Origin of the sequence: Gracilimonas sediminicola (assembly GCF_024320785.1) — a bacterium.
In the GTDB taxonomy this organism is placed as follows: Bacteria; Bacteroidota; Rhodothermia; order Balneolales; family Balneolaceae; genus Gracilimonas; species Gracilimonas sediminicola.
Genome location: NZ_JANDBC010000001.1, coordinates 127,973 through 148,577, shown reverse-complemented (window position 1 = coordinate 148,577; position 20,605 = coordinate 127,973). Strand labels below are relative to the sequence as shown.

The window sequence follows — 20,605 nt, the reverse complement described above, 5'->3', positions numbered from 1 at the left end:
TTTTAATGTTCAGCGATAAGCTGTCGGGACGAAAACCCAACAACCTATTTCTGAACTGATAATTATTTTGCTTGTACACTGTATTCGAACATCACTTCAGGAAGCGTGTCGTTTTCAGCAATAAGTTCTACGGACGTTGTCCAGACACCGCTCATGCTGTAGTTGATTTCTCCCTCATAAAATCCATCACCCATGGCAACCGGTGTGGTATAGTCGGTGGAGTGACCGCTGCCTCCGCCCATATCCATGTAGGGATAAACGGATAGTTCAGCATTTTCCACAGCTGGAAAATTCATCATTCCGGTACGTGTGTGAATCAGAAATACCAGCTCATTGTTACCACTTACCGGTTTTCGCGGGGAATACCAGCTTATATAGTAAACCTTGTCATTTTCGCTACGTGTGGATGTAAATTTCCAGGACGAGGCAATCTCAACAGGCAGCTCTCCTGAGACGGTCTCACCGTCCATCTTCGTAATCTCAAAAGTGATGGACCAGCTGCCCATTTCTCCGCTGGGCATAATAAAGACCGCCATATTTTCAAGGTAGTCTTCGTCTTCTTCTGAAGTAACAGGCTGATTGAAGGGGGTGGAATGCATCATTTGTCCCATATCCATCATGGGTGTGATGGTAAATGATTGAATGTCAGCGGTCTTACCATCTTCCTCAATTTCCCAGTACAAATGGTTGGCACCGGTTTCAAGTTCTGTCTGGGCGTGCAAGGAAACCGTATATCCGTTTACAGTTACAGAGTTAACGGGAATGAGTTCTAAGTCAGAGTCAGCATTGTTATTGGAGTCACAAGAAATGGCAGCAAATACCAGTACCGCCATAACCATGACCTGGCTATAATTATTTAGCGTAATCATAATGATATGAATTTAGTTTTGTTTAAAAGATGTATAAGAAGTACTTAGGCAAGTACTTCGGGTGGGATAAACAAAACTAAGCGCGCGGTGGGCGTAACAGATCCCGGGTTATTCCAGAAAATGTAGGTTCATCATACATCAATCGAGATAATTCTTCTCCGGGAGGTGAAATCCATGTTTCAGTGGAGTTTTGCAGTGCATTATATTTGGCGGTGATTACCAAAGAAGGGGTAGAGGAGGAGCCGTTGGAATGCGGCGCAGTATAATAACAGTCTTCTGTCTGGTTTTCGGGATTGTGATGGTTCTCAGCACCATCCATTCCATGATGGTGACAGGTGCAGATTTTTTGGCCATCCTCAATCTCGCAGCTGCAAAAAATGACTTCGCAGTGATTTTCTGCACCACCGGTGTGAGCGTGATGCATTAACATACCCATACCCAGCCAGCCGGCAACATTCCACAGCATCATGGCTATAACCGCCATTCCGACAAACCGATAAAATGGGTGTTGGGAATTCATGAGAGAATTTGATTAATGCATATCAAATTAAGAAAAACTTCTGCAAGTATTGCAAAGCAAATGAAAAAAAGATAAAAATGTCTGATATTATTTATCCAATTCAGGTACACCTGCAACCCTGAGGCATAATGTGAGGGTGAGACCATAGGCAAGATGCATAAACAAGCCGGCCAAAATCATAAGGCCGGGAAACCAGGTGTTTGTATAAAAGATCCCAAAGTTTTCACCGGCTGCCAGCGATACAAAGGGTGAAATGATGACCCCGGCTACAACAGAAATAATAAGGCCATAAATCAACCCCTGGGTAATCCACTTTCCCGGAATCCTATGCCGTAGAAATGCTACCCAGACCAGCGCCAGCAGAATTCCGCCAATGTTGTAAGCCAGGTTGCCAAAAATTATATGGTAAGGGTCACCGGGGAGGGAGTGATTGAAGCTTTCGGTTAAGATGTACCCGATGTCTAAAGCGGGGAAGCCCATTCCACCCAAAAGAAAAGCTACCATGGCCATAACAAAGGTGGCAATAAAGCCGGAAATAACGGTGCGAAAAAAGACGGAAGCGGTCATGACTTTTGATTTAATTAAGTTCAGCCAACGGTGGATTATACTAAAGTTTTACTTTTCACACTTCTTACAATTTAATTGGGTCCCCAATCTTGATTTCCGTCCTTCTTCGGAAACCACCCACGGGCGGAGTTGCCAGGGAGGGTTGTGCCGCACATGCTGGTTATGCCCGCATTTCAATTCCGCCACCCAATCGCCTTTTTCATCTTTGTGAAATCCTGTAATGGGTTGCTTCATGGTTGTCTGAAATTATAACGGTATAAGAACGCTACAGATACCCGAATGAACATTTGAGTTTCCGGATAATAATTTACACAATAAACTAACAATTTATCTCAAATATAATTGAAATTAAATGACTTAAAGCTTAATTCTAATTTCGCAAAACAGGTTATAACAACGGTGCTGAAATACTAAGCATAAAACTATTTTACGTCTTCATTTTAAATTCATAATGCTCGCTTATCATGTAATAAAGAACATTCAAAACGAATAAAAGACAAAAAACTCTTAAAACTTCAATTTAAAATTACACAACTATGAGACTCTCAAAACTAACTCTTTCCATGTTGTTCGGTTTATTATTTACAAGTTTGGCAGTAGCTCAAACAGCCGAATATACAATGGATGGTATGACATTCGGTATGCCGGAAGCAGAAGTATTCACTGAAGATTATGACGGACCTCCCGTTGTAGGAGAATATGTTACCCTGCTGCCTAACCTTAAACCTTTAGACTACGAAGGCAACAAGCATCATGAGGTAAGAATAGATATCCTGGTTCAGGAAATCGAAGTGGCCGAAGGTGTACGATACCGTGCATGGACATTTGGCGGAACGGTTCCGGGCCCCGTACTTCACGTTAAGGAAGGAGATCGGATTACATTCACCATGAAAAACCGATCAGATGAAGAAGTGACTATTACAGAGCCTTCAAAAGGCGGCTCTCCATTCATGCAACAGGTAGCTGAAAATACTTATCAAAAAAATAAGTCGGCCATCATGCCTATGCCACACTCTATGGACTTCCACGCAGGAACCGTAGCTAAAGATGACAAATGGAGAACCATAGGGCCGGGTGAATCCATTAAATTTGACTGGATTGCAAACTACGCAGGTTCTTACATCTATCACTGCGGAACTCCAAGTGTTCTTATGCACACCGCAATGGGGCAACATGGTGTAGTTGTAGTTTCGCCTAAAGACGGTTACCCAACCGATTATGAAGTTGATCGCGAATATGTAGTGGTTCAATCCGAGTACTACCTGGAAAAAGGTCCCGGCGAATTGTATCAGTACGACTTTGAAGGCGCTTCAAATCGTCAGCCTTCCCACGTTGTATTTAACGGACACCAAACCATTATGCACGACCAGCCACTGAAAGCCAATGCCGGTGAACGAGTACGTTTCCACTTCTCCAATAACGGACCAAGCGGAACCTCCAGCTTCCACGTAATTGGCGGCATCTTTGACCGAGTATGGCTTGAAGGTCACCCATTCAATGAAATGCGCGGAATGCAGACTGTACTTGTAGGAGCTTCCGGCTCAGCAACTTTGGACATGATTGTACCTGAAGAAGGCAAGTACATCCTGATTGACCACGAGTTTGCCGATGCAGAATTAGGCGCAACCGGTACACTAAAAGCAGGCCCAAGACAGGAAAAGTAAAACGGTGAAGCTGAAAAGCTCACTGATTTGAAAATCTGAATAGTAGATACTGTAAGGGCGAATTCATTTCGCCCTTATATTTTTTCAAAAAAGAAAGAAAACGATGAGATCCCAAAGGAACATATACGGCTTAAAAAGTTGGGCCCTGACCGGTATAGTTGGCATATTGGTTAGTTTGTTGAATCCGGTGATGGCACAACAAGAGCAGGTATTGATTCCGGCGGGATCTTTTCATTCTATATTACCCGAAGTTAAAGGTGAGCCCATTTCAGTGGACTCTTTTTATATAGATAAAACAGCAGTTACCAACGAAGATTTTCTCCAATTTCTTCAGGAAAATGATAGCTGGCAAAAAGACGAAATACCGTCCATTTTTGCAGCTCAGAATTACCTGAATCATTGGCAGGAGGCAAGTACTCCCGGTCTTGAAGAAATTGGAGAAAATCGTCCGGTAACACACGTTTCATGGTTTGCGGCCAATGCCTATTGCTCCGATAAAGGAGGAAGATTACCTGCCCTGAATGAGTGGGAATATTCGGCCCAGCTAATGGATTTTGATTCCATGCAGGAAATGAACCGGTTCAGTACCGAACTAATTGGTTGGTATTCAAGCGTGGATGCCAAAAACACCAAAGCTGTTGGTTCAACCGGAATACAAAACCGGCATGGGGTTCAGGATCAATTTGGTTTGATTATGGAATGGGTGGAAGACTACAAGCCCATTATAGCCGATGAACTTTCGCTGGATTGTGGCACAGTTGGCAGGCTTCAGCAACTTGGAAATACATATAGTTATGCCGCTTCCATTCGGTATATCACACGGATGAGCTTCAATCCAAAAACAACAACGGGTATGGTAGGCTTCAGATGTGCTTACAATCTCGAAGATCGGGAATCCTCCAAAAATTCAGAACTATGAGAACATTATTCATTCTATCCGCTTTTCTATTGAGTTCAATGTCCGCAGTGGCTCAACATCATCACGGCGATTCAGCAACGCTGAAGGCAGAGAAGGTATCTGAACATTCAATGTATCACCTAAAAGCTGAGTGGATTACCCACCGAAATGAGTCGGTAACGTTAAGTCAATTTAAGGGGGAACCGGTGATTGTAGTGATGTTTTATGGGAATTGTACCCAGGTTTGCCCAATCCTGATCAGAGATACGTGGCGCTTGTACAATTCGATAGATGAATCTTTAAGAAGTTCTGTGAATGTGCTGGCCGTTTCATTCGACCGGGAAAATGATTCACCCGAAGTACTGAAAAAATATGCCGAATACGAGCAATTGAATATTGAAGGTTGGCATTTCGTAACGGCAAAAGAAGCTGATATCCGAAGCCTGGCTATGATGCTGGGCGTTCAGTATGTGAAGAAAAGCGATGGTGAATTTGCACACTCTAACCTGGTAAGTGTATTGGATACGGAAGGAAAAGTGGCGGTTCGTGTAGAAGGACTAAATCAACCCATGGTATCAGCTGCCCGAAAAGTTGAGGACATGCTGAAGCACCATACCATGCAATGAAAACGATGTACTCCATAGCCATTCTTTTGCTCTTGGTCGGTACGGAACCGGTACAGGCTTTTCAACAACGCTCTGCGGACACACTTACTGTGGAAGTTAGGGGAACGGGTGCCGATGCTCGATTTGTACCGGCACTTTTAAAAGTAAGTCGGGGTGATGTAATCAGGTTTGAAGTTCTGGAAGGGATGCATACCGTCACGGCTTATCATCCGGACAACCGCCGGCCGTTAAGGATGCCTGAGTCAATCTCTTCATTTGATTCGGGAATGCTGAATGAAGGGGATGTCTGGTTTCTGGAGATCACCAAAGAAGGCATCTATGATTACTTTTGCCTTCCGCACGAACGGCTGGGACATGTAGGGCGTATTGTAGCAGGAGATAATGCAGCTTCAGGTGAGTATGATGATTCTGTGATTCCAGAAGCAGCAGCCCAAACTTTCCAATCCTTATAGCACTTAAATTGCGCGGGTGTCAAAGGGTGAGAGCCAGCTCAAAAACCTGCACAATGGAATCGTTTGTAAAGAAGAGAACCAGTAAGCCGATTGAGATCAGGGTATGCATCCCTACCGTTAGTAACAGGTAAATAGCTGTTCCCGGCCCCGAACTACGGGAGATATCAAAAGCGGAGATATTAAAAGCCCCGTACCAAATCAGTACGAACAAAGCGCCAAAAATCAGAATGGCAGTGGGCCCAAAACCTGTCACGTACAGCGTAACCAATATGGTTACAATCAGAAAGTCGAGAAAGAAGGTGCCTGAATACAGGTTCACTGCCTGACTGAAATGTTCCAGGTTCTTTGCCGGAAGATAAAGCCATAGCAACGCCACAGTCTGTATGAGCAGGGTTATAATAACTCCGATCCCAAAGAAAGAGGCATAATTGGTTCCAAAAATTGCCAGGGTCGGCAAGTGATGGAAAAAAGCATCAAGCCCGGTTAAACTAATCGAAGTTTGTGCCAAAATATAAAACACCATTCCGGAAAATAATGCATGCATTGCCATAAGAGCTATACCACCGGTTAGTGCACGTTCACGATAGTGCAGTATGTCATCCACAAAAAACCGGTGTGCAAGAAAGTAGCGCAGCAGCATAGGCCGCAAATAGGGTAGTAGTTTGAATAATACAGCTAAGCTAAGCCACAGAACAACCAACATGAGCACCATCCAGCTTTGTGTACTTCCTGATTCAATGGTTGCAGGTAACGGTATTTTCCATTCCTGACTCTGCTCATATTGCATGAGACTTTCCGAGAATTCGGGATATGCAGAAATGGCTTCATCGAACCATTCAGCTCGCAGAAAGAAAATAAGACTCGAATTTTGATTGACTTCCCACCCGAATTGCTTATCAAAAGCGGCGATATCGGTTCGTTGGAAAACCGAGTCCGCAAAAAGGATAGCAAATGGTTTATAAGGTGTGTTGAAATAAGACCATTGATCTGAGGCGTAGAAGTAAAAGTCTTTATTTGACCGGGCCGACAAGGAATCCAGAATGGGAGAAAACATATCGTCAAACTCCGGGTGAGACGTCTGGCTATTGCTCAATAAACCAATGGCAGCAAAATTCAGATAGGAACGATAGAGGTCGGTAGCCTCTCCAAATTGCTGAAGGAGATTACTTTGACGGGAGCGGATCTCACTGAGTGTTAGATAGGTTTTATCCAGTTGTATGAGAATAGTAAAAGGGGCCTCTCTCAATAAAGCCAGCAGATCAGGACTTACCGGATGATCAAGCTGTAGGTAATCAATGCCATGCTGGGCAAAAGTATCCAACTGATTTTTAGCTTCTGAAGTATCGGCGGGATGATCCCAGACAATACCCAACGAAGGCTGCTGGGCCATACTTTTGGCTGTAGTTCCCAGAAACAGGCAGAGAAAGCTTAAGGCGAAAAGATATGTGGCCTTGGCTTTCACTCAGGCTACAACTTCAGCTCCGTAATATTCAGTCAGCGTCGTTTTCTTGATAGGGCGTGCAATCAAGGTGGCTGAAGTGGCATCGGTTACTTCCACTTCTACATAATCGCCCTTCTCAAAATCTTTGCGGTCAAAAACACACATTTTGTTAGTATCGGTACGTCCGCTCATCTGCTCTTCAGAACGCTTACTGGTTCCTTCTACCAGTACTACGTGACGACGCCCGATTTCATCCTGATTTCTTCTTTCCTGAATATCCATCTGCTGGTTGATGATTTCAGTCAACCGGCGCTTCTTAACCTTCTCCGGTACGTTGTCTTCGTATTTCCGGTGAGCCAGCGTACGTTCCCGTTCCGAATAGGCAAACATATAGGCCAGATCATATTCCACCTCAGCCATCAAGGTAAGGGTTTGCTCATGTTCTTCTTCTGTCTCATCACAAAACCCTGCAATGATATCCGTAGAAAGAGAAACGCCCGGAATGATGGACTTCATATTTTGAATAAGCTCCAAATACTCTTCTCTCGTGTAAGGGCGACGCATACGCTCCAGCATGGTGTCGCTGCCGGCCTGGGCCGGAATGTGGATGTAATTACACAGATTAGGACGCTCAGCAATCAGGTGCAGAAGGTCGTTCGGGAAGTCTTTGGGGTGAGGAGAGGAAAAACGAAAACGCATTTCAGGATCTACTTTACTGGCCTCATCCATCAGTCGTGTGAAGGTGTTCTCCCCATCCAGATATGAATTCACATTTTGTCCCAGTAGCGTAACTTCTTTATATCCTTCATCGCTCAGCTGTTTAATTTCTCTGAGGATAGATTCCATCGGTCGGCTGCGTTCACGTCCCCGCGTAAAAGGAACTACACAGAACGAACACATATTATCACACCCGCGCATAATGGATACAAACGCATTTACACCGTTGCCGGTGGTTCTGACGGGGGCAATGTCGGCATAGGTTTCTTCGAGTGAGAGAAGCACATTCACGGCTTTTCGTCCGTCTTCAACTTCCTGCAGTAAACGAGGGATATCACGGTATGCATCAGGGCCCACTACGATATCGACAAGGTGTTCCTGTTCAATAATCCGGTCTTTGATGCGCTCAGCCATACAGCCCAGCACGCCAACGGTAAGGTCTCCGTTTTCTTTTTTTATGGATCGAAGCTCTTTGAGGCGGTTCCAGACTTTGGTTTCCGCGTTTTCACGAATGGAGCAGGTGTTTACCAGAACAACATCCGCGCTTTCTGCTTCATGAACCGGCCTCATGCCTTCTTCAAGCAGGATGGAATTCACGATCTCAGAATCTGCAAAGTTCATCTGACAACCGTAGGTCTCTATGTAGAATTTCTTTTCTTTCACTAAACTAAAATTTTATGAATTCGAAATATACAAATTATTCATCCGAAGGACTATCAGGCCACACTTCCGGGTGATCTCTCCAGCTGGAAAGCAAGTCAAGGTCATCGCCGTCGATTACCCCTTTTTCAATAGCTACGTTTACCAGTGTTTTATAGTCGGTAAGGGTATAAACCGGTACTTCCGTATCTGAAAATCGTTTGGAAGCTTTATCAAAATCGTAGGTAAAGATGGATAACACAGCATCAACTTTTGCCCCCACAAACTTCAGGGCCTCAACTACAGAAATGGCTGACCCGCCGGTAGAAATCAGATCTTCGATTACAACGGTAGATTCTCCTTTCTTGACACCACCTTCAATCTGATTACCCATTCCATGAGCCTTCGCTTTTGCACGCACATAGGCCATAGGCTTGTTCAGGTTTGCAGCTACCCATGCTGCATGGGGGATTCCGGCCGTAGCTGTGCCTGTCACCACATCTACATCCGGGTACTTTTCCTGGATGATAGCGGTGAATTCATTTTCAATTTTATTCCGTATTTCCGGAAATCGCAAGGTGAGCCTGTTATCGCAGTAGATAGGCGAGTTCCAGCCTGAAGTCCACGTAAATGGGTCGTTCGGTCTGAGAACTACAGCATTAATATCAAGCAAATGAGCAGCCAGCTCACGCGCAAATGAGTTATTGAGTATCATAAGTCTTTTAAATTCTGTTATTGGTACCGCTGCGATGAGTGAATTATTATACCATCCCAAAGATATTTGGCCAGACAAAAATAAGGGTTTTTAAGCACAGAAGCGCATATAATCCTGCCAATAAATCATCCGCAAAAATTCCCCATCCACCCGGCAGATTCTGCACTTTTTTTATCCCTAATGGCTTTAATACGTCAAAAAAGCGAAAGAGCATAAATCCCGTTAATAAAATGATAACATGGTGTTCGGTACTACCGGCCAGGCCAACGGTAAAAAACGTGAGCGATTGACCGGCCCATTCATCCATTACCAACTGGCCCGGGTCTTTGCCGAATTCTTCCTCAAAATATCCGAATACCCAAAAGCACGCCAGTGAGCATGCTAATGTAATAAGTAAAATCAGCCAGGTGGCGTTAACCTGTAGAATGAAATAAAGAGGGAGCAGCATTATCAAACTTCCGGCGGTTCCGGGTGCTTTTGGAAAAAGACCGGAGTAGCATCCGCTTCCTACAAATAATTTCAGGCCGTTCACGAGGGCTGGTTTTGAGTTTTGAACAATTGGCTGTTACTCCAAATGTATTCAGCACCGGAGTACACGGTGAGTGCCGTTACAAACATCATGACGTAGTACAGCACACCCGAGTTAAAGAATTGTGCTGCTGCATCAGCAAACTCTATGTCGGCCTGTTTAAACACCCCGAGCAGCAAAACAGTGTAGAGAAAGAGCATCTGGACCATGGTTTTGGCCTTTGCTGTAAAGCGGGTTTTCAGGGGGATTTTTTTACGGCTTGCATACAGCCTGAGCGCAGTGATGAACACATCCCGAATCACAATCAGGATAACGGCCCACCATGGAAATTGGGATACATCCAGAAAAGGAAGACAAAAGAAGCCGGCGAAGGTGAGGAATTTATCCGCAAGGGGATCAATGAAAACTCCGAAATCGCTTTCCAGCTGATAGTATCGGGCTATCTTACCATCAAAGTAATCTGTAACAGCCGCTGTAGCAAAAACTGCGATGCTGAGCGAGCGCCAGATAAGTTCGTCCTGTATATACATGAACAGGAATATGGGAGCCAGCACCATCCGTATGGCACTCAGTATGTTGGGGATGTTCTTCATCGATAACTATTCAGCCTTCTTGTGACCGCCAAACTTACTAAGTAATTCAGACCATAACATGATAGATTTTTTGGTAATAGGTGTTAGATACAAGGTGTTAGGTTTTAGTGAATAAAGTATGTACAAAAACCTAACACCTAAAACCTTGCGCCTAACACCTGTTAAATAGCTGTGGAAATTGGGCTGGCTAATACGGAATTTAGGCCTCATGAAAGTACAGATCATCTCCATCGGCAACGAACTTCTTATTGGCGATACCGTTAACACCAATGCATCCTGGCTGGGTGAATTTCTTACAGGTTTGGGCTTCACGGTGACACAGGTTCACACTATCTCAGACGAACTTGATCTCATAAAGAAGACCATTAAAACGGCCATGCAGGAATCAGAGGTTGTGATTTGCACGGGCGGACTTGGTCCCACCCACGATGATATGACCAAAAAAGCAGTAGCTGAACTGTTTGATGTGGGATACAAGCTCCATCAAGATTCGCTGGATTACATTAAATCCCTTTTTGAGAAACGTAATATTCCATTCTCAGAGTCGAATTACAGTCAGGCTGAAGTACCGGAAAATGCAGAAGTATTATTCAATAAAGCCGGAACGGCACCGGGAATGTGGTTCGAGGCCGGCAGTTACCTTGCTGTGTTGCCGGGCGTTCCTTACGAGATGAAATACCTGATGAGAAAGCGGGTAGCCCAAAAACTCAGGGAAGCTTTTGGTGATATTGGCTATTTGTACTCTCATTACATTAAAACGGCCGGAATTGGTGAGAGCACACTGAGCGATCAGGTTTTGGGAGATTTGTCAGATTATTTTGAGAACGGAGTAAGCCTCGCTTTTTTACCCTCGCCGGGTGGAGTAACCCTGCGGCTGAATGGTAAGGGAAGGACTAAGGAAGAAGCAAAAGACAATCTCCAAAAACTGACCGATGTCATTTACCAAAAAGCGGGTAAGTATATCTACGGAGAGGGAAAAGACTTTTCCATCAGTGAAGCCGTTGGGGAATTATTGAAGGAAAAAGGACTGAAAATAGCAGTTGCCGAAAGCTGTACAGGTGGACTTATCGCCAACACATTTACAGACGTGGCCGGAAGCAGTGATTACTTTGATGGCGGAATTGTGTCATATGCGAACCATATGAAAGTGAAGCAGCTTGGTGTTTCTCAGGATGATTTGGACTCGGTGGGAGCCGTGAGTAAAGAAGTGGCATTGCAAATGGCCAAAGGTGTAGCCGAAAAACTGGACACCGAAATCGGAATTTCCACAACGGGAATTGCCGGGCCCGGCGGCGGTACCGAAGAAAAACCGGTTGGAACGGTTTGGATGGGGTATTATCAAAAGGATGGAGCACATTTTGCAATTAAAGCGATGTTTACCAAAGACCGGCTCATGAATAAAGAACGGACAAAAATGGTGCTGCTCGAAATAACACGCCGTATCTTAAAAGGAATTGAAACGATGCCTTATGATCTTAAAAAGCAACTTCCTTGAAGAAACTGACCGCTTTCCATATCGTTTTACTGCTCCTTTGGGTCCCTGCACTCGGGCAGGTCGCTGATTCAGCGGCGGTTGACTCCACCCAATCTCAACTATCCACATCCGATTCTCTTTCCACTTCACCCCGGGATACCACCCTTCAGAAGAAAGAAGAAAAACCGGAACCCGGACAGGTTACCCCGTGGAGAGAACTCGCTCCAACCGGTTCAACCCGGATTACTAATGACAGCCTTATGAGGTGGCAAGTCTGGCCAAACTGGGGAGATTTTCAGGCATACCGGCGTGATGTAATTTCATTCAGGCAAGGTACTAATGGCCGGGTAGATGCCTTTCATATAAATGGATATCAGCCTTTGGAACAGCAGCTGGAAATGGAAGGACTTTCACTGAATAATCCGGTTACCGGACTGCCAAATTACAACCTGGTTCCGCATCGCAAAATTGGGGTAGCTTCAGAATCGTGGGAGGGAAATTATTATTCCGATATCAGGCTGCGGGATTATTACATCATCAAACCCATCAGTTACCTCAATTATGATGAGGCCACCGGGAGCTACCGAAATCTGGAATTTATGGTTGCCCAAAACTTTTCTGAGCGGACCAATGTGGAGATTTCTTATTGGGACCGAAGAGGTGGAGGTTATTACCCAAACAGTGAGATAAGAGGGAGTCAGGTGGTTGGGAGAGTGTATCATCACCTGAATGACCGATTTCTGGTCAGGGGAATGTATTTACGAAATCAGCTGAGTAACGATGAACCGTTTGGCTACAACGTAGGAGACCCGGCTACTTTCCCTTTCGATGAATTTACCTCGGTGCCAAACAGCACGTCCGGAAAATCTGAGTTTACAAGATGGGATTTAATCGGAGGCATTTACCATCGCAAAGACACCTCTTCGGCTGAAGACGGTGGGCTTGAAATCTCCATGACCAAAAACAAAAAATCACTGCGATTTACCGGAGATACTTTAGGATGGGATCTCAGAACAATAAGCGGAAGATTATTCAAGGAGTTTGAATGGAACAACCTGAGTGTACGGGGTGAAGTGAATGCCCAAAATTTTGCTACCGAAGATGATTTTGTGTTATCGGAAAACAGCTGGACGGAAGTAAAAGGAGAGGGCACTATAGGTTATGAGATTATAGAAGGCTCAGAACTGTATGGAAAAGCCAGAGTAACAAACCGTAGTGAAGGATCTTTTGGGCAGGATTTCACGGTTGGAATAAATTCGCTGATTTCAAGAAAACACCGAGTGAATGTCAGTGCCTCAAGGTACAGCCGAATACCCACGATGCAAGCGCTCTACTGGCAGTCTAAGAATTATGCGGGGAACCCCGATCTTCAGAATGAGGAAGGTATTTCTGCTGCTGCAAGCTTGGATGTGAGTTTGTTCCCAACACTTACCTTTGTCGTTTCCGGAAGGGTGAAATCTGCCGAGAATGCCACTTTTTTAAGTCCGGACAGTACATTTTCAAACAGCGGAAGTTTTACCCAGCTGAGTGGAACGGCGTATGCCCGGTTCGAAAACCACCGGTTTGAAATAGAGAGTTCGGCATCGGCCCAGCAGTTTGATTACGAAAATCCGGGAAGTAATCTTGCAGCCCTCAATCACCGGGACCAGATTATTTGGCTAAGAAACTCAGCTTTTGTAAAAGGCTATGTATTTGATCGGGCCGCCTATCTAAAAATTGGTGTAAAAACCTTATTATCTCCTACCTTTTACTCGGCCCGCACCTATAACACTGAGTTAAGCTACTGGCAGGGAAATAGTTCCTATCAGCAGCTTCCTCCGTTCTTTCGCTTGGATGGGGAACTTTCGGCGCGGGTGCGGGGAATAATGGTAGTAATGAGGTGGGAAAATGCGCTTGACGGATTAGGACAGGCGGGCTACTTTGAGGCGGCCGGATTTCCGATGCCTCCACGACGGTTAATTGTAGGAATAAGAGCACAATTCAGAAATTAATATGAGTCTAAAATATATAGTAAAGGAAGGATTTACAGGAATCAAAAGGGCCAAACTCGCGGCTACTACATCTATACTTTCCCTGTTTATCGCGGTGCTTTTATTGGGTGTTCTTACCCGGATTGGTTTCAATATCTACAGTCAGGCCATGTCTATCAAAGATCTGATTGAAGTGGAAGTCTTTTTGTTTGATGTGGATGAACGCACAACCAATCAGATCCGGCAGGAACTGGAGCAAGAGGAGTTGGTTCAGGAAGTAACTTATATTTCCAAAGACAGTGCTTCCGCTATAATGCGAAAGGAATTTGGAGCTGGAGTCGAAGAATTAGCGGAACTGAACTTTTTGCCGGCTTCATTCCGGTTGAGCGTGGATACCGACGCCGGCGCGGATAAAATCGAGACGATGGTTTCTCAGCTCAGAAACTTACGAGGCGTCGATGAAATTGAATACAATGCGGCTTTACTGCGGGTGATGGAATCGAACCTGAATACATTTACTTTTATTGGTGGAGGGATAGCTTTACTAATCCTTCTGGCAGCTTTAATCCTGGTATATAATACCATTCGCCTTACCATTTATGCCAAGCGTGATTTAATCCGTGCTATGAAGCTGGTAGGGGCCACCAACAAGTTTATTCGAAGTCCTTTTATCGTAGAGGGAATCCTACAGGGATTGATAGCCGGGGGACTGGCCGTGATTTGTGTCTTCTTTATTTTCGAATTTGCCATTCCTTTTTACCTGGCCGACCTGGGCACCCTCAGCTGGCCTTATGGAAGATGGTACTTCCTGGTGGGAGCTATGCTGATTCTGTCTCTGATTATGGGCTGGTGGGGAAGTCGCTGGGCCGCCCGTCGCTTTATTCAGGAAACCTATATCTCCGGCTGATCAGGATTAACTTATATAACCATTATTTATGCTTTTTTTGAAACGTACGCCTTTATTTTTTCTACTGCCTTTGTTGATGTTAATGGGCTGTAAAAGTACAGAACCAGTGAGTGAGGAAGTACGCCCGGAACAGGAAGAGCATTCCCCATTAGCATTAATATTTGATTCTTCAACTGTCTTTTCAGATAATTTTACCGGATTTATTCTACATGATCCAGAGAAAGACACAACGCTCTTCCAAAGATATGCCGATAAGTATTTTACACCGGCATCCAATACCAAGCTTTTCACTTTCTATGCGGCCCTGAAACAATTGCCCGACTCTTTGCCGGCTCTTGACTATATCATTAACGGGGATTCGCTCATTTTCTGGGGAACCGGCGACCCTACATTCCTGCACCCGGATTTCAGTGATACAACGGCATATTCTTTTTTAAAAAACACTCCGTATGAACTGTATTATTCCGATAACCATTACGAAGATGAGCTGTTAGGTCCTGGCTGGGCCTGGGGAGATTATCAATACTACTATTCGACAGAAAAAAGCCCGTTTCCGATGTATGGAAACGTAGCCGAGATAGAGATTCAGGAAATCAGCCAGACCAAGATCGCTGAAAATGAAGAAGGCTATATCATTAAGCCGGAGTACTTCAGATCCAGTATCGAGATGGCCGAACAGCGACCGGGAAAGGAATCTCCGTTCTTGTACCGGGATTTCAACTATAATACCATTGAGTACAGCCCGAAGGCAGACACTATTCAATACACCAGCTATCGACCATTCCACTACACGCCGGAGCTTATAACAAGTTTGCTTAGTGATACACTGAACAAGAAGGTAAACTATGTAGATCGGGTTAGGCCGGAAAAAGTGAATCGCTTGTATGGAAATGAAAAGGATACGGTGCTTACCCGTATGCTGCAGCCCAGTGATAACTTTTTGGCCGAACAGTTACTGTTAAATATCGCCGCCGAACAGAATCTGCCGATGAATTCCGGAGCTGTAATTGCTAACACATCTGCAGAGTTTTTTAATGATTTCAGTAAAGAGCCGGTTTGGAGAGACGGTTCCGGGCTATCCCGTTATAATATGTTCACTCCCACAAATATGGTGGAGTTGCTGAAGCTTATCGACAGGGAGTTTGAAAAGGACTCATTACTGTTCCGGCATTTACCGGCAGGGGGTTCATCAGGAACCATCAGTAGTTGGTATGCGCACAGAGAAGGAGACGAGCCGTATGTATTTGCGAAGACGGGAACTCTGAGTAATAATCACTGCCTTAGCGGCTACTTAATTACGAGAACCGGGCGAAAGTTGATCTTCTCATTTATGAACAATCACTATGTTACTTCCTCGGGTGTAGTGAAAGAAGAGATGGAAAAAGTGCTTTGGTATATACACCAAAACTATTGAATTGATCAGTAAATCAGGATTCTTTCAGGTCGGCTAACTTACTTCCTTTTTCCTGTCTTTTTTTGCAAGCTTCTTTATCGCTGCAGGTACCAAAGAAGTGGAGGGAATGTCCGTCAATATCCATATCGTGAATTTCTGAGAGCATACGCTGTATTTCTCCAATGCGGGGATCGCAGAATTCAAGCACATGTCCACAGTCGCGGCAAATGATATGATCGTGCTGTTGATAGGCATAGGCACGCTCATAATAGTACTGGCTCTTCCCGAATTGCTGACGCTGAACCAAGCCACATTCCACCAAAAGATCGAGAGTGTTATACACCGTTGCACGCGACACACGGGTGCCGGCTTCCTTCATTCTGAAAAAGATATCATCGGCGTCAAAGTGACCGTCAGCGGTGTAAATTTCTTCCAGAACCATGAAACGCTCCGGTGTCTGCCGCTGATTTCTTTCTTTAAGGTAGGAGCGAAAAATCTCCTTTACTAAATTTACAGTATCTTCGTGTGCTGGATGTGCCATAACTTCAATTAATTTACGCTGTAATATACGATATGTAAACTTGCTTTTGAAACCCGTGCTTTTGATTTCAAGAGTATTATATTTCGGGCGCAGTTATCTATGGAATAAATTTAATCAATATGCCTACAATAGTCCCTTTTGAAACACTGACTGAATTATTCTTGAATCTATCCCGCAAATACGACGGAGCTGAAAAAGCTCAGTTTTATTTTAAGCCCAACCCGGATTCTGAATACCAACCTATTTACTGGGAACAGGTTACCGATGATGTCTATTCAATAGCTGCCTACCTGATTGAGCAGGGTGTAGAAAAAGGAGACCGTGTCGGGATTTTAAGTGAAAACCGCTACGAATGGGCCGCTATCGATCTTGCCATTCAGCTGGTGGGTGGCATAAATGTTTCGTTATATACAACGCTTCCGCCGGCGCAGTGCGAGTACATTTTACAGGATTCCGGAGCAAAAATATTCTTTGTATCAACCGGACTTCAGCTCAAAAAGGCGGTCGAGATTTTCGATAACTGCGACGATCTGAAAGAAGTAATTGCCTTCGATGTTCCAAAACTCGAGCATTTGATGGAAGAAAGTTATGTGAAGATGTTCGACGATATGCTGATTGAAGGCGGTAAGCATCTTGAAGAACACAGGGAAACCATCAAGAAGAGAACGATGGAAGTAGAGCCGGAAGATGTAGCTACTTTAATTTATACGTCCGGCACCACGGGTAAGCCAAAGGGTGCTATGCTTACCCATCATAATATTGTTAGTAATGTAAAGGCAGCTACTCAGCACATTTACTGGGATGATAATGACAGACTGCTTTCCTTTTTACCACTGTGCCATTCATTTGAACGCACGGCCGGCTATTATGCCATGATTTCCTCCGGTGTTGAGGTTTACTATGCGGAAAGTGTGGATACCGTTTCCAAAAACATGCCCGAGGCCAAGCCCACTATCATGATTAGTGTGCCCCGCCTTTTTGAGAAGATGTACAACCTTATTGTGAAAAGTGTGGAAGAGGGCAGTGATACCAAAAAGAAAATATTTAACTGGGCCGTTGAAACCGGGCGCAAGTACTCAGAAGGAAAACGCGGGCTGGTTACCCTTCAAAAGAAAATAGCTGACAAACTGGTTTTTGATAAGCTAAAAGAACGTACGGGAGGGCATGTTCGCCTGTTTGTTTCAGGTGGTGCTGCACTGCCTCCGGAGATTGATACCTTTTTCCAGTGTGCTGGGATGAATATTCTTCAGGGATATGGATTAACAGAAACATCACCCGTAATGGCTGCCAATAAGCCCGGGCAGGAGAAAGTAGGCGCCGTTGGAACCATTATACCGGGCGTCACCGTGGGAATCCAAAGTCTTCAGGATGGTAAATTGCTGGCCCAGATTAGCGGAGAAGATTATCCAACCAATACCAGTTCTGAGGCCGGTGAAATTCTCTGTAAAGGCCCGAACGTGATGAAAGGGTACTGGAACAATGAGGAAGCCACCAAAGAGATGATAGACAATGACGGCTGGCTTCATACCGGTGATGTAGGCAAGTTTGATGAAGGATTTCTGAAAATAACCGATCGCATTAAGCACATGATTGTAAATGCGGGTGGTAAGAACATCTATCCGGGGCCTATTGAGGATCTTTTCAAAACCAGTAAGTGGATTGATCAGATTGTAGTTGTGGGGGAAGCACAGAATTTCATGGCCGCTATTATTGTGCCTGACTTTGAAGTGGTCGGGAAGTTTGCCAAAGAGCAGGGACTCAAGTTCTCAAACAACGAAGAGCTTATTGAGCTGGACGAAGTGAAGGATATCTACAAGAAAGAGATTCGCTCGTTTTCCAAAGAGCTGGCCTCCCATGAAAAAATCCGCGACTTCCGCCTGGTACCCAACGAATTCACCGTAGAAACAGGAGAAATTACCCCAACCCTGAAAGTAAAACGACGGGTGATTTCTGATAAGTACGGTCATCTGATTGAGGATATTTTTAAGGATGACTAAACCAGGTAACCCTAATCCATTGCAATAAAAAAGGCCTCATTTGAGGCCTTTTTAGTTTAAATAAATTTCAGAATGAACGGTTAATTCTGGTTTTGCAGGTTCCCAATGTTGGCTTCTGCTTTTCCGCTGGCAAGGGCTTCCAGCCTGGCAACCGCATCCCAAAGAGTCATAGATTCCTTCAGGGTTTTATCAAAAATATCGTTGGCAATAGGATAGAAGTACTGCATGCCCCAAATCTGACGAGCCAGTTCAGCTTTCATCCTGCCCTCAACCAGGTAAGAGATTTCTTCAAAGTGACCGTTAGGCACAAATAGAGAATCATTCTGGAATTTTGGAGAGCTCACAGTATCCGTAACTACCATGCCACGTTCCAGAAGCAATGACTTAACCCCATCAACATGCTTCTGTTCCCATTCAAAGGTATTTCGGAATCCTTCAAAATTATTTTCCCACTCGCTGCGGAATGCATCTCCCTGCTCATCAAGGAAAGAGCGTACATAATCGAAGGAAGCTCGCTCACGGATGGAGAAGTTGAATACATAGGCAGATGTGGTAGTGTCTGAAGGGACGATATAATCAGGAACAATACCGCCGCCGCCATAAACGGTTCGTCCGGCATCGGTAGAATATTTCAGTGAATCCGGCACGTGATCAATGAATTCGGAGGCATCATTCATGGCATTATCACGACGGTAGATTTCATACGCGTATTGCTCACCACCTTCTACAAATGGTTTCTGAATGAGACGCCCGGAAGGAGTGTAATATCGTGAAATGGTAACCCGGACGCTGCTTTTGTCAACCAGTTCGTATTGCTGCTGAACGAGACCTTTACCAAATGTTCTTTTTCCAACAATGAGTCCGCGATCATGATCCTGTACGGCTCCACTAACAATTTCACTGGCAGATGCAGCGCCTTCGTCCACTAAAATGATAACGGGCTCTTCTTTGAGTTCCCCATCTTTGCGGGAGAAGTATTCGCCATTAAAGCGGCTGTTCTTGCTCTTGGTAGAAACCAATTCTGTTCCCTGCGGAAAGAATTCCTCAGCAATAGCGATAGCCTGGCTCAGGTAGCCTCCCGGATTTCCCCGAAGGTCAAGAACAATTCTTTCCATGCCTTCTTTCTCAAGCTCTTCAACGGCCTGCATAAATTCATCGTGAGTGGTAGCCGCAAACCGGTTAATCTTGATATATCCGGTTTTCTCATCCAGCATGTAGGAGGTGTCCACAGTATAAAGCGGGATGTCATCCCGGGTGATAACAAAATTGATGGGCTGTTTTACATTCGGTCGTTTAACGGTAACCTTCACTTTTGAGCCTTTCTCACCGCGAAGTCGGTTTACAACCATTTCATTCGTGAAACCGATAGCGGAGGAATCTTCGATGGCGATAATACGGTCTCCGGAGCGGATGCCAAGTTGATCACTGGGACCTCCCGAAATAGCAGTAACAACGGTTATGGTGTCCTTAATAACCTGGAACTGAACGCCAATTCCCTGAAACTTACCGGCAAACTCGGCTTGAATCTGCTCGTTGTCTTCCGGTTCGATATACATCGAGTGGGGGTCAAGAGTGGAAAACATGCCTTTAATGGCTTCTTCAGTGAGCCGGGTCATATTTTCTTCAGGGCTGTTATTGGAGATGTATAAATAAGCCTTCTCAAAATTCGAAAAAGAATCCCTGATGCTGTTGATCTGAACTCCCTGGAAGGTAGTGTCAATCGGGGTGCCGTCAACCAGCAGGGTAGAATCCTTGATGGCTTTAACCATCCGCTTGATACTGGTTTTATACATATTATTTAAGTCCGGTTCCCGAAAATAATTAGCGACAATACTGCGCTGTGCCTGATGATATTTGGTTAAATTCTTGGTGTCATCCGTTTCGGCCTGAAGTACAGGATCAACGCCTGTAAAGCGGAGAGCCGCAAGAATAAAAAGTATGAGAAGGTTGGGGTACAGTATTTTTTTCAAGTGCATAAATATCATCTTACATCAGTGTATGGTAGTAAAAACCTAAAAAGCGGCAAATAATTTCATTTCAAACGATTGTACTAAATAATGTAGTATAGTACAATTACAAAGAAGGCGTTAAAA

The 20,605-nt window shown here is 44.6% G+C and carries 20 protein-coding genes; 9 read left to right on the top strand and 11 right to left on the bottom strand.

From position 1 onward, the window contains the following. Nucleotides 1-62 precede the first annotated feature (62 nt). The 4 genes from NM125_RS00850 to NM125_RS00835 form a co-directional block, all read right to left on the bottom strand. On the bottom strand, nt 63-833 hold the full coding sequence (locus NM125_RS00850) for a FixH family protein (RefSeq protein WP_255131899.1): 771 nt from the start codon (nt 831-833) through the stop codon (nt 63-65). A 112-nt stretch (nt 834-945) separates the two neighbouring features. Further along, nucleotides 946-1,389 (bottom strand): hypothetical protein, encoded by a 444-nt coding sequence (locus NM125_RS00845; protein WP_255131897.1) that lies wholly within the window; start codon nt 1,387-1,389, stop codon nt 946-948. Between the two features lie 87 nt (nt 1,390-1,476). Beyond that, a complete protein-coding gene (locus NM125_RS00840; RefSeq protein ID WP_255131896.1) occupies nt 1,477-1,956 on the bottom strand; it encodes a hypothetical protein in 480 nt (159 codons plus the stop codon). A gap of 48 nt (nt 1,957-2,004) precedes the next feature. Beyond that, nucleotides 2,005-2,190, bottom strand: coding sequence for a DUF3565 domain-containing protein (locus tag NM125_RS00835; RefSeq protein ID WP_255131894.1), 186 nt, complete (start codon nt 2,188-2,190; stop codon nt 2,005-2,007). A gap of 302 nt (nt 2,191-2,492) precedes the next feature. Here NM125_RS00835 and NM125_RS00830 point away from each other — a divergent pair, with 302 nt between their 5' ends. The 4 genes from NM125_RS00830 (at nt 2,493) to NM125_RS00815 (ending at nt 5,596) form a co-directional block, all read left to right on the top strand. Continuing rightward, nucleotides 2,493-3,620, top strand: a complete 1,128-nt coding sequence (locus NM125_RS00830; RefSeq protein WP_255131891.1) for a multicopper oxidase domain-containing protein — start codon at nt 2,493-2,495, stop codon at nt 3,618-3,620. 190 nt (nt 3,621-3,810) lie between these two features. Continuing rightward, a complete protein-coding gene (locus NM125_RS00825) occupies nt 3,811-4,539 on the top strand; it encodes a formylglycine-generating enzyme family protein (RefSeq protein WP_255131889.1) in 729 nt (242 codons plus the stop codon). Then, nucleotides 4,536-5,144, top strand: coding sequence for an SCO family protein (locus tag NM125_RS00820; RefSeq protein WP_255131888.1), 609 nt, complete (start codon nt 4,536-4,538; stop codon nt 5,142-5,144). Before NM125_RS00825 ends, NM125_RS00820 begins: the two co-directional genes overlap by 4 nt. Then, the gene (locus NM125_RS00815; RefSeq protein WP_255131886.1) at nt 5,141-5,596 is read left to right on the top strand and encodes a cupredoxin domain-containing protein; all 456 of its coding nucleotides are present in this window, start codon (nt 5,141-5,143) and stop codon (nt 5,594-5,596) included. Before NM125_RS00820 ends, NM125_RS00815 begins: the two co-directional genes overlap by 4 nt. 19 nt (nt 5,597-5,615) lie before the next feature. On the opposite strand, the gene NM125_RS00810 is transcribed toward NM125_RS00815, so the two are convergent. From NM125_RS00810 to NM125_RS00790, 5 genes are all read right to left on the bottom strand, one after another. Next, on the bottom strand, nt 5,616-6,986 hold the full coding sequence (locus NM125_RS00810; RefSeq protein ID WP_255131884.1) for a hypothetical protein: 1,371 nt from the start codon (nt 6,984-6,986) through the stop codon (nt 5,616-5,618). 72 nt (nt 6,987-7,058) lie between these two features. Beyond that, nucleotides 7,059-8,417: a tRNA (N6-isopentenyl adenosine(37)-C2)-methylthiotransferase MiaB gene (gene miaB / locus NM125_RS00805; protein ID WP_255131882.1), complete on the bottom strand. Its 1,359-nt coding sequence runs from the start codon at nt 8,415-8,417 to the stop codon at nt 7,059-7,061. 34 nt (nt 8,418-8,451) lie between these two features. Further along, a complete protein-coding gene (gene pyrE, locus NM125_RS00800) occupies nt 8,452-9,108 on the bottom strand; it encodes an orotate phosphoribosyltransferase (protein WP_255131880.1) in 657 nt (218 codons plus the stop codon). Nucleotides 9,109-9,154: 46 nt separating this feature from the next. Further along, the gene (locus NM125_RS00795; RefSeq protein ID WP_255131879.1) at nt 9,155-9,640 is read right to left on the bottom strand and encodes a phosphatidylglycerophosphatase A family protein; all 486 of its coding nucleotides are present in this window, start codon (nt 9,638-9,640) and stop codon (nt 9,155-9,157) included. After that, nucleotides 9,637-10,230, bottom strand: coding sequence for a CDP-alcohol phosphatidyltransferase family protein (locus tag NM125_RS00790; RefSeq protein ID WP_255131877.1), 594 nt, complete (start codon nt 10,228-10,230; stop codon nt 9,637-9,639). The genes NM125_RS00795 and NM125_RS00790 overlap by 4 nt, the downstream gene beginning before the upstream one ends. A 208-nt stretch (nt 10,231-10,438) precedes the next feature. Between NM125_RS00790 and NM125_RS00785 the strand changes: the two genes are divergently transcribed. From NM125_RS00785 to NM125_RS00770, 4 genes are all read left to right on the top strand, one after another. Continuing rightward, nucleotides 10,439-11,725, top strand: a complete 1,287-nt coding sequence (locus tag NM125_RS00785; RefSeq protein WP_255131875.1) for a competence/damage-inducible protein A — start codon at nt 10,439-10,441, stop codon at nt 11,723-11,725. Next, nucleotides 11,722-13,695 carry a putative porin gene (locus NM125_RS00780; protein ID WP_255131872.1) on the top strand — a complete coding sequence of 658 codons (1,974 nt, stop codon included), beginning with the start codon at nt 11,722-11,724 and terminating at the stop codon, nt 13,693-13,695. The genes NM125_RS00785 and NM125_RS00780 overlap by 4 nt, the downstream gene beginning before the upstream one ends. 1 nt (nt 13,696) lies before the next feature. Then, nucleotides 13,697-14,581 carry a cell division protein FtsX gene (locus tag NM125_RS00775; RefSeq protein ID WP_255131871.1) on the top strand — a complete coding sequence of 295 codons (885 nt, stop codon included), beginning with the start codon at nt 13,697-13,699 and terminating at the stop codon, nt 14,579-14,581. Nucleotides 14,582-14,687: 106 nt separating this feature from the next. Next, nucleotides 14,688-15,995, top strand: coding sequence for a D-alanyl-D-alanine carboxypeptidase (locus tag NM125_RS00770; RefSeq protein ID WP_255131869.1), 1,308 nt, complete (start codon nt 14,688-14,690; stop codon nt 15,993-15,995). A 13-nt stretch (nt 15,996-16,008) separates the two neighbouring features. Here NM125_RS00770 and NM125_RS00765 read toward each other — a convergent pair whose 3' ends face one another. Beyond that, nucleotides 16,009-16,515 (bottom strand): Fur family transcriptional regulator, encoded by a 507-nt coding sequence (locus NM125_RS00765; protein ID WP_255131867.1) that lies wholly within the window; start codon nt 16,513-16,515, stop codon nt 16,009-16,011. Nucleotides 16,516-16,634: 119 nt separating this feature from the next. Here NM125_RS00765 and NM125_RS00760 point away from each other — a divergent pair, with 119 nt between their 5' ends. After that, nucleotides 16,635-18,512: an AMP-dependent synthetase/ligase gene (locus tag NM125_RS00760; protein WP_255131865.1), complete on the top strand. Its 1,878-nt coding sequence runs from the start codon at nt 16,635-16,637 to the stop codon at nt 18,510-18,512. Nucleotides 18,513-18,592: 80 nt separating this feature from the next. On the opposite strand, the gene NM125_RS00755 is transcribed toward NM125_RS00760, so the two are convergent. Further along, the gene (locus NM125_RS00755; RefSeq protein WP_255131864.1) at nt 18,593-20,488 is read right to left on the bottom strand and encodes a S41 family peptidase; all 1,896 of its coding nucleotides are present in this window, start codon (nt 20,486-20,488) and stop codon (nt 18,593-18,595) included. Nucleotides 20,489-20,605: the final 117 nt, after the last annotated feature.

Coding starts and splice junctions, on each gene's coding strand:
- NM125_RS00765 (WP_255131867.1), bottom strand. CDS start 16,515: ATGGCACATCCAGCACACGAAGATACTGTAAATTTAGTAAAGGAGATT.
- NM125_RS00835 (WP_255131894.1), bottom strand. CDS start 2,190: ATGAAGCAACCCATTACAGGATTTCACAAAGATGAAAAAGGCGATTGG.
- NM125_RS00790 (WP_255131877.1), bottom strand. CDS start 10,230: ATGAAGAACATCCCCAACATACTGAGTGCCATACGGATGGTGCTGGCT.
- NM125_RS00760 (WP_255131865.1), top strand. CDS start 16,635: ATGCCTACAATAGTCCCTTTTGAAACACTGACTGAATTATTCTTGAAT.
- NM125_RS00825 (WP_255131889.1), top strand. CDS start 3,811: ATGGCACAACAAGAGCAGGTATTGATTCCGGCGGGATCTTTTCATTCT.
- pyrE (WP_255131880.1), bottom strand. CDS start 9,108: ATGATACTCAATAACTCATTTGCGCGTGAGCTGGCTGCTCATTTGCTT.
- NM125_RS00830 (WP_255131891.1), top strand. CDS start 2,493: ATGAGACTCTCAAAACTAACTCTTTCCATGTTGTTCGGTTTATTATTT.
- NM125_RS00850 (WP_255131899.1), bottom strand. CDS start 833: ATGGCGGTACTGGTATTTGCTGCCATTTCTTGTGACTCCAATAACAAT.
- NM125_RS00815 (WP_255131886.1), top strand. CDS start 5,141: ATGAAAACGATGTACTCCATAGCCATTCTTTTGCTCTTGGTCGGTACG.
- NM125_RS00820 (WP_255131888.1), top strand. CDS start 4,536: ATGAGAACATTATTCATTCTATCCGCTTTTCTATTGAGTTCAATGTCC.
- NM125_RS00785 (WP_255131875.1), top strand. CDS start 10,439: ATGAAAGTACAGATCATCTCCATCGGCAACGAACTTCTTATTGGCGAT.
- NM125_RS00755 (WP_255131864.1), bottom strand. CDS start 20,488: ATGCACTTGAAAAAAATACTGTACCCCAACCTTCTCATACTTTTTATT.
- NM125_RS00840 (WP_255131896.1), bottom strand. CDS start 1,956: ATGACCGCTTCCGTCTTTTTTCGCACCGTTATTTCCGGCTTTATTGCC.
- NM125_RS00845 (WP_255131897.1), bottom strand. CDS start 1,389: ATGAATTCCCAACACCCATTTTATCGGTTTGTCGGAATGGCGGTTATA.
- NM125_RS00775 (WP_255131871.1), top strand. CDS start 13,697: ATGAGTCTAAAATATATAGTAAAGGAAGGATTTACAGGAATCAAAAGG.
- NM125_RS00810 (WP_255131884.1), bottom strand. CDS start 6,986: ATGGCCCAGCAGCCTTCGTTGGGTATTGTCTGGGATCATCCCGCCGAT.